Genomic DNA, 13019 nt, shown 5'->3' with positions numbered 1-13019 from the left:
GCCGTCAAGGACCGATGCGGTACCGCGCCCCGTAAGGGGCGCGGGGAACTGCGCGACCAGCCCCCACCGGCCGGCAGGTGACCGGACCGCGCTTCCGGCAAGGCCGCTCCCGGCGGAAGCGCTCACGCCGGCCGCTGCAACACCGCCAGACTGCGGTCCGTGAGCGTAAGCCGTTCCCCCGCCCGGACCTTCGGTCCATCCGCCGCCACGCCCTCCGGGCGCGCGGTGTCGACGACGACCTGCCACTGCGCGCCGTGGTCGGCCGGAACGGTGAAGTCCAGCGGCCGGTCGTGCGCGTTGAACATCAGCAGGAAGGAGTCGTCGGTCACCGGCTCGCCCCGCGGCCCGGGCTCGGAGATGGCGCCCCCGTTGAGGAAGACGGTCAGGGACCGGGCATGGGCGACGTGCCAGTCGCCGTCCCGCATTTCCTCCCCTTCCGGGGTGAACCAGGCGATATCGGAGAGGTCGTCGTGGGTGCCCTGCACCGGGCGGCCGTGGAAGAAGCGCCGGCGGCGGAAGACGGGGTGGTCGCGGCGGAGCCAGACCAGCGAGCGTGTGAAGCGCAGCATCCGCAGCGCCCGTGCCGTCGCCTCGTCGACGTCCTCCTCCGCCTCCTCCGGGCGGCCCGGCCACCGCACCCAGGACAGCTCGCCGTCCTGGCAGTACGCGTTGTTGTTGCCCCGCTGGGTGCGGGCGAACTCGTCGCCGTGGCTGAGCATCGGCACGCCCTGGGACACCATCAGGGTGGCGATGAAATTGCGCATCTGCCGCTCGCGCAGGGCGAGGATCCCCGGGTCGTCGGTCGGTCCCTCGGTCCCGCAGTTCCAGGAACGGTTGTGGCTCTCGCCGTCCCGGTTGTCCTCGCCGTTGGCCTCGTTGTGCTTGACGTCGTACGAGACGAGGTCGTGGAGGGTGAAGCCGTCGTGACAGGTGACGAAGTTGACCGAGGCCAGCGGGCGCCGGCTGTCGCCCTGGTAGAGGTCGGAGGAGCCGGTCAGCCGGGAGCCGAACTCCGCCAGGGTGGCCGGCTCGCCCCGCCACAGATCCCGCGCGGTGTCCCGGAACATTCCGTTCCACTCGGTCCACAGGGGCGGGAAGTTGCCGACCTGATAGCCGCCCTCACCCACGTCCCACGGCTCCGCGATCAGCTTCACCTGACTGACCACCGGATCCTGCTGCACCAGGTCGAAGAACGACGACAGCCGGTCCACCTCGTGGAACTGCCGCGCCAGCGTCGCCGCCAGATCGAAGCGGAAACCGTCCACCCGCATCTCGGTCACCCAGTAGCGCAGCGAGTCCATGATGAGCTGGAGCACATGCGGACTCCGCATCAGCAGCGAATTGCCGGTGCCGGTGGTGTCCATGTAGTAGCGCGGATCGTCGGTCAGCCGGTAGTACGACGCGTTGTCCAGCCCCCGGAACGACAGCGTCGGCCCCAGATGGCTGCCCTCGGCCGTGTGGTTGTACACCACATCCAGAATCACCTCGATGCCCGCCGCGTGCAGCGCCCGCACCGCCGTCTTGAACTCCAGCACCTGCTGACCCCGGTCGCCCCACGACGCGTACGCGTTGTGCGGAGCGAAGAAGCCGATGGTGTTGTAGCCCCAGTAGTTGACCAGCCCGGCGTCCACCAGCCGGTGGTCGTGCACGAACTGATGGACCGGCATCAGTTCGATCGCCGTGACCCCCAGCTCCGTCAGATGCCCGATCACCGCCGGATGCGCCAGCGCCGCGTACGTGCCCCGGATCTCCTCCGGCAGCGCCGGGTGAAGCATCGTCAGGCCCTTCACATGGGCCTCATAGATGACCGTGCGGTGATACTCCGTCCGTGGCGGCCGGTCGTCCGCCCAGTCGAAGTACGGATTGACCACCACCGAAGTCATCATGTGAGGTGCCGAGTCCATGTCATTGCGCTTCTCCGGCCGCCCGAAGGGATAGCCGTAGACCGCCTCCCCCCAGTCCACCGCGCCGCTCACGGCCTTCGCGTACGGGTCGAGCAGCAGCTTGGCGGAGTTGCAGCGCGGCCCCCGCTGCGGCTCGTACGGGCCGTGCGCCCGGAAGCCGTACCGCTGACCCGGCATCACACCCGGTAGATAGGCGTGCCATACGAACGCGTCGGTCTCCCGCAGCTCCACCGCCATCTCCGAGCCGTCCTCGTGCAGCAGACACAACTCGATCCGTTCGGCGGCCTCCGAGAAGACCGCGAAATTGGTCCCGGCGCCGTCGTACGTGGCACCGAGGGGGTACGCCTGTCCCGGCCAGACCTGCATGCCCAGAAGTCTTCCACCCCGGGCCGCGCTTTCCGCAGATCTTCGGCAAAAGCCGGTCCGCCGCCCGCCCCGAGGGCTCCGCCGAGCGGGTGACGCCACCCTTCCGGCTACTTCTGGCTATGAATCAGATCACGTCCGGCGTCCGGCTTTCGGACAACCGGCACGTCCGACGGCAGAGTTGGCCGAAGGGCCGCCGGACGTGGATGCACCCCCTCCCGCCCGCACAGTAGTCTGCCTTGATCGTTGGGACGGGGGCGGAAGGCGGTGCACAGGTGAGCTCGGGCGGGCTGGAGCTGCCTCCTGGGGACGGCTGTCCGGAAGAGGACTGCACGTCCGACACCCCTCCGGGCGTGGTCTCCCTGACCCGCCCGAGGGAGATCGGGGCGGAACTGGACTGGGGCGCCGACGCCTGGGGCGAGGTGCGCACACGCGCCCGCCGGGCGGGGCGTGCCTACATATGGCTCAATCTGGTCGAGCAGCGGCTGCGCGCCGTCGTCGCCGCCGTGCTGCGCCCGGTCTACGAGCCGGTCCACGGCGACGAGGAATGGGTCGTCGCGGCCGCCGGCCCGGCCGGCCAGGAGTGGGTGCAGCGCGCCGTCGCCGTCCGCGAGGTCAGCCGCCGCAAGGGCTATCTGCTCGACCCGGCCGACGACAACGTCCTCAGCTTCCTCACCCTGCCCCAGCTGCGCGAGCTGGTCGTCCAGCACTGGCCGTGCTTCGAGCCCTACCTCGACGACCGGCGCGAACTCGAACTCGCACTGGACGAGCTCGAGGTGGCCCGCAACGTCGTCTCCCGCAACCGGGCGCTCTCCCAGACCGTCCTCGCCCAGGCCGAACGCGCCTCGGCCAGGCTGCTGGACATCCTCGGCGGCGGCCACGGCGCGGGCACGCCCTCCGCCGACCGGCTGCCCATAGACGCCGTCGAGGACCTCGTCGGCGACCGCTACGCCGACGTCGTCGGCGTCCACCCCGACCGGGTGCGCCTCCAGCGCCAGCTCCCCGTCGAGGACCTCTTCGGCAGCGCCCGCCGCCTCGACGCCGTCGGCATAGGCCTGAACCTGCTCGTCCAGAACTACTCCGGGCGGCGCATGGTCCGCCTCGCCGAGGCCGGCTGCCGCACCCGGCTGCTCTTCCTCAACCCCGCCAGCAGCGCCGTGCGCCGCCGGGAGCGGGAACTGGGGATCAAGAAGGGCGAGATGAGCCGGTCCGTGGAGATGAACATCATGCACATGCGGCGGGTCCGCGACCGGCTGCGCGACCCCGGCGCCTTCGAGATCCGAGTCTTCGACGAGACCCCCCGCTTCACCGCCTACCTGATCAACGGCGACGGCTCGGACGGCGTGGCCGTCGTCCAGTCCTACCTGCGCAAGGCCCGCGGCATGGAGTCGCCCGTGCTCGTCCTGCGCGGCGGCCACGGCCGGGGCGTGCTGCGGGAGGGCCGGACCGACGCGGACGGCGGGCTCTTCGAGACCTACCGCGAGGAGTTCGAGGGCGTGTGGGAGGACTCCCGGCCGGTGTCGTAGCGGCCCCTTCTCCAGTCCCGGGCCCGTTGTCAGTGGGCCGTGCGACGCTGGGGACCACACGGGGGAAGCACAACCTGAGGGGGGATCGCGATGTCCTGGCACGAAGAGCGTCTGGTCGGCTTCGATCTGGAGACGACGGGCACCGACCCGTCGACGGCCCGGATCGTCACCGCGGCGGTCGTGGAGACCAAGGGCGGCGAGGTCGTCGCGAGCCGGCTCTGGCTGGCCGACCCGGGCACGCCGATACCGGCCGAGACCACGGCGATCCACGGCATCACGACCGAGCGGGCCGCCGACTGCGGGCGGCCCGCGCGCGAGGTGGCGGAGGAGGTGGCCACCGCCCTGGCCGGCCACTGGTCCATGGGCGTGCCGGTCGTCGCGTACAACGCCGCCTTCGACCTGAGCCTGCTCTCGGCCGAGCTGGAGCGGTACGGCCTGCGGTCGCTGACCGAGCGGCTGGACGAGCGTCCGGGCGAGGACGGCGCGGGCGCGCCGCTGGCCGTGGGCCCGGTCGTCGATCCCCTCACCATCGACCGTGCCGTCGACCGCTTCCGCAAGGGCCGGCGCACTCTGGCCGCCGCCTGCGGGGAGTACGACGTCGTGCTCGACGGGGCGCACGAGGCGGGTGCGGACGCCCTGGCGGCCGTGCGCGTGGCCCGCGCGATAGCCGAGCGGTACGAGCACATCGCGGCGGCCGGCCTGTGGGAGCTCCACCGTGACCAGGAGCGGTGGTACGGGGAGTGGGCGGCCGGCTATCAGAAGTGGCTGCGGCGTCAGGGGAATCCGGAGGCGGTGGTGGAGGGGACGTGGCCGCTGCGCTGAGCGGAGCCGCCGAGCCGGATGCGCGCGGCGACCGGCACGGCCCTGGACCTAGCCCCGCACCCTGAGCACGCTCTCGTCGCAGGAGACGATCTCCAGCTCCCGTCCGGGCCGCCCGGCCGCGGGGAAGGAGATCGTCAGCCGGGCGCCGTCCTTGGTCTGCCAGACGCCGGGCACGGAGTCGGGGGCGTCACCGCGCCCGATGGGGTGGTCGATGAACGTTCCGTCGGCGGCGAACTCCATCCCTTCCCGCCCTCGCGAGGGCGGGAAGGGATGGTCGGCGGGCCGGTAGACGGCGATGTCGGCGGAGTCCTCTTCGCGGGAGTGGGTCCAGCTCCGGAAGAGAGCCGGGGGTGGCTCGTTCATTCCTCAAATACCTCAGCAATTACCCGGATTCACCTGAATGGCGGGATCCGGAAGGTTGGCATACGGTTGGAATTGAATTCCGCGATATCCATCTCTTTTCACGTCCTACGGGTCTACCGTAGACGCCATCGGGCCCGACTCACTCCCGTAACTCGCCGCGTTTCACGGCGGTCAGAGGAGGTGCAGCATGCCCGAGAACCGGCAGAACGCCACAGCCGAGAGGTCACCCGAGAGCCTGCTGTGCGGGACCATGGAAGTCCACCGCAGACTGCTCACCGAACACGCCCCGTACGCGGCGGCGCGTGCGGCCCTGGAGAACAAGGCCTTCGCCTATGAGAAGGGGCGCGAGCGGACCACCCGTGCCGGAGTGACCCTCATCCAGGTCGTCGTCCACGTCGTGCACCAGAACGGCGCGCAGAACATCGACGACACCCAGGTCGCCAGCCAGATCGAGGCCCTCAACCGGGACTACCGCAAGACCAATACGGACGTCTCCGGCGTCCCGGCCGTCTGGCAGGCGCTGGCGGCCGACTGCAACATCGAATTCCAGCTGGCCACCACCGACCCGTCCGGGGCGCCGACCGACGGCATCACCCGCACACAGACCGCGACCGCGAGTTTCGGCACCGACGACGCAGTGAAGTCGACGGCGACCGGCGGCCAGGACCCCTGGCCCACCGACCGCTATCTCAACCTGTGGTCCTGTGAGCTGGGCGGCGGGCTGCTCGGGTACGCGCAGTTCCCCGGCGGACCGGCCGCCACCGACGGGGTGGTCATCCTCCACTCCGCGTTCGGCACCAGCGGGACCGCGACGGCCCCCTTCAACCTGGGCCGCACCGCGACCCATGAAGTGGGCCACTGGCTGAACCTCTTCCACATCTGGGGTGACGACGGCACGGCCTGCAACGGCACCGACTTCGTGGCCGACACGCCCAACCAGGGCGGGCCCAACTTCGGCAAGCCGGGCTTTCCCCGCGTCACGTGCAACAACGCACCCGACGGCGACATGTTCATGAACTACATGGACTACGTCGACGACGCGGCCATGTTCATGTTCACGGAGGGCCAGCTGACGCGCATGAACGCCACCCTCGACGGACCGCGCGCCTCGTTCCACACCGCGTAGCCGCGCCGGCCGGGAGCCGGTCAGACCGGCCGGGCGCCGGTCAGAAGGGGTACCACCGCACCGCCGGGTCGTCCTCCCGCAGCGAGGCGACCCGGCGCCGGAACTCCGCGAGGGCGGCCGGATTGCCCGGCGCGTGCTGAGCCACCCAGGCGCAGCTCGCCGTCTCCCGGGCCCCGCGCAGCACGGCGCAGCCCTCCCACTCCCGGACGTCCCAGCCGTAGGAACGGACGAAGGAGTGATAGGCGTCCGGGTCCAGCCCGTACCGGTCCTTGCTGAGGGCCATCACCACCAGGTCGTGCTCCCGCAGGTCCGAGGCGAAGGTCTCCAGGTCGACGAGTACGGGCCCGTCCGGCCCGATGTGGACATTGCGGGGGAGGGCGTCACCGTGGATCGCCCCCGGCGGCAGATGCGGGGTGAGGGCGGCGGCCGCGGCGGCGAACCCGTCGCGGCGCTCGCGCAGATAGTCGGCGTCGGCCGGATCGATCGCCGTCCCGGCCAGCCGCAGCCACCGCTCGACGCCGCCCAGCAGATCACGCCGGGGCAGCCCGAACCCCGGGTCCGGCAGGGCGTGCACCTGCCGGAGCAGGACAGCCAGATCGGCGGTACCGGCAGGGCGCTCCGCCGCCGGGAGCCGGTGCCAGAGCGTCACCGGATGCCCGTCGGCGACCAGCACCCCGGGCTCCGCCGCGCGCACGGCCGGCACTCCGGCCTCCGCGAGCCAGGCGGCGATCCGCAGCTCCCGGCCGGCGCGCTCCACGAGGGAGGCGTCCCGCCCCACCTTCGCGACGAGGCCGTCGGCGGCGAACACCGCGTTCTCCCCGAGGGCCAGCAGCTCGGCCTCGCCGGCCGGAAGCGGAGCGTCCGCCGCCGCGAGGAGCTCCCGCGCCCGTTGTTCGGTGAATGCCACGCCGTTCCTTCCGCTTCTCCGCCGTACGCGCGTACGAGATGCCGCCAGTCTCCCTCATGGGCGGCGGTGGCCGGACACGCCGGGAGTTCGGTCCATCACGTAACCCCTGGTACGGTCGCGTCCCATCGGCTGCCGTGCCCAACCCCCACGGGGCACGGCGGCCGTCTCGATAGGCTCCCCCACATCTGCGTGATCTTGTGAGAAGAGCTTTCGCCCATGACCGCCGCGATACTCGGCTTCGCCCTCTTCTCCCTGCTGGTGGCCATGGCCCCAGGCCCGGACACCCTCCTCGTGCTGCGCAACTGCCTGCGCGGCGGCCGCCGCACGGGCAGCGCCACCGCCTCGGCGCGGCGGCCGGCTCCCTCGCCTGGGGCGTCGCCGCGGCCTTCGGTCTGGCGGCGGCACTCCGGCGCTGGGACGCGGCCTTCACGGTCGTCAGGCTGGCGGGGGCGGCGTACCTGGTCTTCCTGGGTGCGCAGGTGCTCTGGGCCCAGCGCCGCGCGGGTGCGGTCGCCGCGGAGACGCCGGCCGGGGGCGGGGCTGCCCCGGGGCTGGGCGAGGCGTTCCGGCAGGGGCTGCTGAGCTGTCTGCTCAACCCCAAGGTGGGGGTCTTCTTCGTGGCCGTGGTGCCGCAGTTCCTCCCGGAGGGCGACGGATCGGCGCTGGGCACGACGCTGCTGTTCGGCGCGGTCGACGCGGCGGTCGCGGGCGCCTGGCTGCTCCTCGTCGCAGCCGGCGCCACGCGCCTGCTGGGCTGGCTCCGCCGTCCCCGCGTCCACCGCAACCTGGAGCGGACCATGGGCGGAGTGCTGGTGGCGCTGGGGGTGGGGACGGCGGTGGAGCCGTAGGGGTCGACACCCTTACGCTGCTCACCCGGTAGCCGCCACGCGGCCGACGAGCGGACGCACCATCTGCGCCTCCTCGTACCGCCGCAGCACCAGCGCGGTCACCTCCGGGGCCGGGCCCAGCACGTCCGCGACGAAATCGGCGCCCCGCGCGCCCGTCGCGATGCGGTCCGGCAGGCGTCCCGGTGCCAGGACGTACGGGGCGACCGCCACGCGCCGTACGCCCTCGGCGCGCCGTAGCGCGCGTACCGCGTCCTCCGTGCGGGGGAGGGAGGCGGAGGCGAACGCGGGTCGCACGGCACACCAACCACTCGTGTGCCGCCACTCCCGCGCGATTTCTGCGATCACCGCGATCGCCTCCGGGTCCGATGAGCCCGCCGAGGCCAGGACGACCCCGGTCGAGCTCCGGTCGGCGTCCCGCACCCCGGCCTGCCGCAGCCGTCGTTCCAGCGCGTCCGTCAGCAGGGCCGACGGGCCGAGGACGTCCGCCTGGTGGACGGTCAGCCCCGGCAGCCGGGCGGTCGCCCCGGCCAGCGCGGCCGGGATGTCGGACTTGGCGTGGAACGCCCGCGTCAGCAGCAGCGGAACCGCCACCACCTCCCGTACGCCCTCCGCCGCCAGCCTTTCCAGGACACGCGGCACGCCCGGTGCGCAGAAGTCCAGGAAGCCGACCTCCACCCGAAGCCCGGGCCGACGGGCCGCGACCCTTGCCCGCAAAGTGGCGACCGTCGCCGCGTGCCGGGGGTCGCGGCTGCCGTGGGCCACGAGGAGCAGAACCACCGCCGCGCCCCGGCTACCGCGTCGCCAGGCCGCGCGAGCGCAGCACCCTGCGCTCCAGCGGGCTGAAGACGATCAGGTCGATGGCGATGCCGACGAACAGGATGAGGGTGATGCCCAGCAGTACTCCCGGCATGTCGGAGTCGGTGCGGGCGTTCTCCAGGTACTGGCCCAGGCCCAGGCCCAGGTCGGGCGAGGAGGCGATGAGCTCCGCCGCCATCAGTGATCGCCAGGAGAAGGCCCAGCCCTGCTTCAGCCCGGCGAGGTACCCCGGCAGGGCCGCCGGCAGCAGTACGTGCCACGCCCCGCGCACGCCCGTCGCGCCCATCGTGCGGCCGGCCCGCAGATACAGCGGGGGCACCTGGTCGATGCCGGAGACCAGGCCGTTGGCGATGGACGGCACGGCGCCCAGCAGGATCACCGCGTACATCGCCGAGTCCGTGATGCCCAGCCAGATGACGGCCGCCGGCACCCAGGCCACCGACGGGAGGGATTGCAGCCCCGACAGGACCGGCCCCAGTGCTGCCCGTATCAGCGGCACCCTGGCCACCAGGAGCCCCAGGGGGGTGCCGATGGCGAGGGCGGCGAGGAAGCCGAGCAGGCCGCGCGAGACGCTGGTCCAGACGATCCCGAAGAGCGTGCCCTCCAGCCACAGTCTGCGCAGCGCGCCCCAGACGGCCGACGGGTCGGGGAGCTTGTAGTCGTCCGTGACACCGGCCAGGACCAGCAGCTTCCACACGACCAGCACCAGTACGACGGCGGTGACCGGCGGCAGCACCTTGCGCAGCAGCACCTCCCGCAGCGGTGTGCGCTTCACCGGTACCGTGTCGAGGGCGTCGAGCCCGGCTTCCAGGCCGGCCAGGTCCCCTTCCGCGGCCCGGGGCCGTTCGGTCTCAGTCCCGGCCATGGCGGCGGATCTCCCCCCGGAGCTCTTCGGTGATCTCGACCGACAGGTCCGCCACCGCCGCGTCCTCGATCCGGCGCGGCTGCGGGATGTCCACCGTCCACTCCCGCACCACGCGCCCCGGCCGGGACGACAGCAGCACCACCCGCTGGCCGAGCCGCACCGCTTCCCGGACGTTATGGGTGACGAACAGCACCGACAGCGAGGTCTCCGACCAGATGCGCGTCAGCTCGTGGTGCAGCACGTCCCGGGTGATGGCGTCCAGCGCGGCGAACGGCTCGTCCATCAGCAGCACCCTGCTGTCCTGCGCCAGGGCCCGCGCCAGCGCGACGCGCTGCCGCATCCCGCCCGACAGCTCGTGCACGCGCTTGCCGTACGAGCCGCCCAGCCGGACGAGCTGGAGCAACCGCTCCGCCTCCGCCCGGCGTTCCGCCCTCGGCACGCCGCGCAGCCGCAGGGCCAGCTCGATGTTGCGGCCCGCCGTCAGCCAGGGGAACAGCGCGTGCTCCTGGAACATCAGCGCCGGGCGGCCGCCGGGCACCTCGATGGTGCCGGCGGACGGGCGGTCCAGACCCGCCACCAGGTTCAGCAGCGTCGACTTGCCGCAGCCCGAGGCGCCCAGCAGGCACACGAACTCACCGGGGCGGACGTCGAGGGTGATGTCGTCGAGTACGGGACGCCCGTCGTGCGAACGGCCGCCGTAGCTCTTGTGGACGTGGTCGATCCGGACGGCCGCCGGCGCGTCGTCACCGACGACGGCCATGGCGGGCGTACTACCGGACGTATCGGTGCTCAGTGCCGGTGCCATCCGGTCACCTCCTGGTCGGGGAGCGGGCATACGAGCCCCTACTGCTGCGTACACGTCACTGCCTGCCGAGCTGCGCCGCGCCGGCCGCGGGCCTGCCCTCGGCCCCCAGGACCTTGTTGAGCAGGGTCAGGTCGTAGATGCCGGTCAGATCCGGCTTCTCCAGCAGCCCCGCCTTGACCGCGTGGTCCGCCTCGGCCTGGAGGGTGGCGGCCAGCGGGTCGTCCGTCGTCCTGATGGACTGCCACGCCGGATCGAGGATCTCCGGCGGCAGGTCCTTGCCCGTCAGCTTCTTCAGCGCCGCGTTGGCCGAGGACTTCGCCCGGTCGGGGTTCGCGGCGATCCAGGCGTTGGTCTTCACCGAGCCCCGCAGTACGGCCTCCACCACGTCCGGGTGCGCGTCGAGGAACTTCTGCGACACGACCACATTGGTGATGACGAACTTGCCGTCCGGCCAGAGGGTGCTCTCGTCCAGCAGCACCTTCCCGCCCTCCGACACCAGCTTGGACGCCGTCGGCTCGGGCACCCAGGCACCGTCCACGGAACCGGACTTGAAGGCGTCCGGCGTCACCTTGTTGTCCGTGCGGACGACCGAGACGTCGCCCTTGCCGCTCTGCGGGTCGACCTTCCAGCCCTGCCCGGAGATCCAGTTGAGGAACGCCACGTCCTGGGTGTTGCCCTTCTGCGGGGTGGCGATCCGCTTGCCCTTGACGTCCTCCAGCGAGGCGATCTTCTTGGGGTCGACGACCAGCTTCACCCCGCCGGAGGCCGAACCCGCCACGATCCGCAGGTTCTTGCCCTTGGACTTCACATAGCCGTTGATGGCGGGCGAGGGGCCGATCCAGCCGATGTCGATGGAGCCCGCGTTGAGCGCCTCGATCTCCGACGGCCCGGCGTTGAAGGTGGTCGAGGTGAGCTCGGTGGTGCCCAGCTCCTTCTGGAGGATGCCCGCCTGCTCGCCGACCAGCGGCGTGGCGTGGGTGATGTTGGGGAAGTAGCCGATCCGCACCTTCGCGGCGGAGAGCTTCGCGCCGGTGGCGGCCGCGGGGCCGGCGTTGGTGCCGGAGGCCTTCTGGGAGCCGTAGCCGCAGGCGCCCAGGGCGACGGTCAGCAGCGGCAGGGCGGCGAGCGCCGCCAGTGCCCGGCGGGCGGGGGATGACACGAGGGGGGTTCCTCTCGTTCAGCGGTATACGCGGTGTACGCGATATGCGCGGTACAGGGGACGGGGACGTACGTCAGCCCGCACATCGCCCCACGCCGCCCTGCCCGCTGCCGAGGGCACCGCTGCCGATGCGGCCGCCTTCCTTGTCGAACGTCGCGAAGACGTCCTGGACCCGGCCCGCCATCGCTAGAAGTCCCAGCCGTCGTCGTCGGCCGCCGCGCGCGGGGCGTCCGCCGCGAACGCCGTCCCGGCCATGCCCGCCGTCAGCGTCGTGCCGTCGGCGGGGTCGATCAGCAGGAACGAGCCGGTGCGCCGGGAGTCGGCGTACGCGTCCAGCGCGAGCGGCTCGGCGGTGCGCAGGACGACCCGGCCGATGTCGTTGGCGGCCAGCTCGCCGGGGTCCGGGCACTGGGTGAGGTCGTCGAGGGCCAGCCGCGACGGCACCGCCTTGACCAGCGCCTTCACCGTCCGCGTGGTGTGCTTGAGCAGCACCCGGTCGCCGGTGCGCAGTGGCCGGTCGGCCACGTGGCAGACGGTGGCCTCGACGTCCTGGGTGGTTCCGGGTGCCGCGCCGGCGGGGGCGATGAGATCGCCGCGCGAGACGTCGAGGTCGTCGGCGAGCCGCAGGGTGACCGACTGCGGTGCCCAGGCCACGTCCACCGGCCCGGCCAGGCCGTCGATGGCGGCGATCGTGCTCGTACGCCCCGACGGCAGGACCGTCACCGGTTCGCCGACGCGCAGCACGCCGGAGGCGATCCGGCCGGCGTAGCCCCGGTAGTCGCGATGTTCGGGGGTCTGTGGGCGGATGACGTACTGGACGGGGAAGCGGGCGGGCTCGGCGGTGGGGTCGTCGCCGACGGGCACGGTCTCCAGGTGCTCCAGGACGGTCGGGCCGCCGTACCAGTCCATGTGGGCGGACGGGGTCACCACGTTGTCGCCCGCGAGTGCCGAGATCGGGATCGCGGTGACCTCGGGTATCCCGAGCGAGGCGGCGTAGGCGCCGAACTCCCCGGCGATCGTGGCGAAGGCGGACTCGGCGTAGCCGACGAGGTCCATCTTGTTGACGGCCAGCACCACGTGGGGGACGCGCAGCAGCGCGGCGACGGCGGCGTGGCGGCGGGTCTGCTCGACGACGCCGTTGCGGGCGTCGACCAGCACCACGGCCAGCTCGGCGGTGGAGGCGCCGGTGACCATGTTGCGGGTGTACTGCACATGGCCGGGCGTGTCGGCGAGGATGAAACGACGGCGCGGGGTGGCGAAGTAGCGGTGGGCCACGTCGATGGTGATGCCCTGCTCGCGCTCGGCCCGCAGCCCGTCGGTGAGCAGAGCCAGGTCGGGGGCGTCCTGGCCGCGGCCCAGCGACGCCCGTTCGACGGCCTCCAGCTGGTCGGCCAGGACCGACTTGGAGTCGTGGAGCAGGCGTCCGACGAGTGTGGACTTGCCGTCGTCGACGCTTCCGGCGGTGGCGAAGCGCAGCAGTGAGGTGGCCTGGTCGGTGGCGGTGTCGGTGCTCAT

12 protein-coding genes are annotated in these 13019 nt (G+C 72.2%); 4 read left to right on the top strand and 8 right to left on the bottom strand.

The window, feature by feature from the left end:
- Positions 1-122: 122 nt before the first annotated feature.
- Entirely contained in the window at positions 123-2270 is a 2148-nt protein-coding gene (glgX, locus tag AB0E98_RS05370) for a glycogen debranching protein GlgX (RefSeq protein ID WP_361698816.1), read from the bottom strand.
- 272 nt (positions 2271-2542) lie between these two features.
- Between glgX and AB0E98_RS05365 the strand changes: the two genes are divergently transcribed.
- Together AB0E98_RS05365 and AB0E98_RS05360 are read left to right on the top strand one after the other, a co-directional pair.
- Positions 2543-3793, top strand: coding sequence for an SAV2148 family HEPN domain-containing protein (locus AB0E98_RS05365; RefSeq protein WP_361698814.1), 1251 nt, complete (start codon positions 2543-2545; stop codon positions 3791-3793).
- A gap of 90 nt (positions 3794-3883) precedes the next feature.
- A complete protein-coding gene (locus AB0E98_RS05360; protein ID WP_361698812.1) occupies positions 3884-4615 on the top strand; it encodes an exonuclease domain-containing protein in 732 nt (243 codons plus the stop codon).
- Positions 4616-4663: 48 nt separating this feature from the next.
- Here AB0E98_RS05360 and AB0E98_RS05355 read toward each other — a convergent pair whose 3' ends face one another.
- Positions 4664-4978, bottom strand: a complete 315-nt coding sequence (locus tag AB0E98_RS05355) for a hypothetical protein (protein ID WP_361698810.1) — start codon at positions 4976-4978, stop codon at positions 4664-4666.
- A 187-nt stretch (positions 4979-5165) separates the two neighbouring features.
- Between AB0E98_RS05355 and AB0E98_RS05350 the strand changes: the two genes are divergently transcribed.
- Positions 5166-6104, top strand: coding sequence for a zinc metalloprotease (locus AB0E98_RS05350; protein ID WP_361698808.1), 939 nt, complete (start codon positions 5166-5168; stop codon positions 6102-6104).
- A 40-nt stretch (positions 6105-6144) separates the two neighbouring features.
- Here AB0E98_RS05350 and AB0E98_RS05345 read toward each other — a convergent pair whose 3' ends face one another.
- Complete coding sequence (locus AB0E98_RS05345) at positions 6145-7011, bottom strand: aminoglycoside phosphotransferase family protein (protein WP_361698806.1); 867 nt, start codon at positions 7009-7011, stop codon at positions 6145-6147.
- 197 nt (positions 7012-7208) lie between these two features.
- On the opposite strand from AB0E98_RS05345, the gene AB0E98_RS05340 reads away from it, so the two are divergent.
- Positions 7209-7859, top strand: a complete 651-nt coding sequence (locus AB0E98_RS05340; protein WP_361698804.1) for a LysE family translocator — start codon at positions 7209-7211, stop codon at positions 7857-7859.
- 21 nt (positions 7860-7880) lie between these two features.
- Here AB0E98_RS05340 and AB0E98_RS05335 read toward each other — a convergent pair whose 3' ends face one another.
- The 5 genes from AB0E98_RS05335 to AB0E98_RS05315 all read right to left on the bottom strand — a co-directional run bounded on the left by AB0E98_RS05335 (position 7881) and on the right by AB0E98_RS05315 (position 13019).
- Complete coding sequence (locus tag AB0E98_RS05335; protein ID WP_361698802.1) at positions 7881-8636, bottom strand: sirohydrochlorin chelatase; 756 nt, start codon at positions 8634-8636, stop codon at positions 7881-7883.
- 13 nt (positions 8637-8649) lie between these two features.
- On the bottom strand, positions 8650-9540 hold the full coding sequence (locus AB0E98_RS05330; protein WP_361698800.1) for an ABC transporter permease: 891 nt from the start codon (positions 9538-9540) through the stop codon (positions 8650-8652).
- Positions 9527-10300, bottom strand: a complete 774-nt coding sequence (locus AB0E98_RS05325; RefSeq protein ID WP_361699352.1) for an ABC transporter ATP-binding protein — start codon at positions 10298-10300, stop codon at positions 9527-9529. Before AB0E98_RS05325 ends, AB0E98_RS05330 begins: the two co-directional genes overlap by 14 nt.
- Before the next feature lie 100 nt (positions 10301-10400).
- On the bottom strand, positions 10401-11504 hold the full coding sequence (locus AB0E98_RS05320; protein ID WP_361698798.1) for an aliphatic sulfonate ABC transporter substrate-binding protein: 1104 nt from the start codon (positions 11502-11504) through the stop codon (positions 10401-10403).
- Between the two features lie 186 nt (positions 11505-11690).
- Entirely contained in the window at positions 11691-13019 is a 1329-nt protein-coding gene (locus AB0E98_RS05315) for a GTP-binding protein (RefSeq protein WP_361698797.1), read from the bottom strand.

This window comes from Streptomyces sp. NPDC037389 (assembly GCF_040636475.1).
GTDB classification, from domain to species: domain Bacteria; phylum Actinomycetota; class Actinomycetes; order Streptomycetales; family Streptomycetaceae; genus Streptomyces; species Streptomyces hesseae.
Note: the sequence above shows the minus strand (reverse complement) of the source record. Positions and strands in the feature narration are given on the sequence as shown.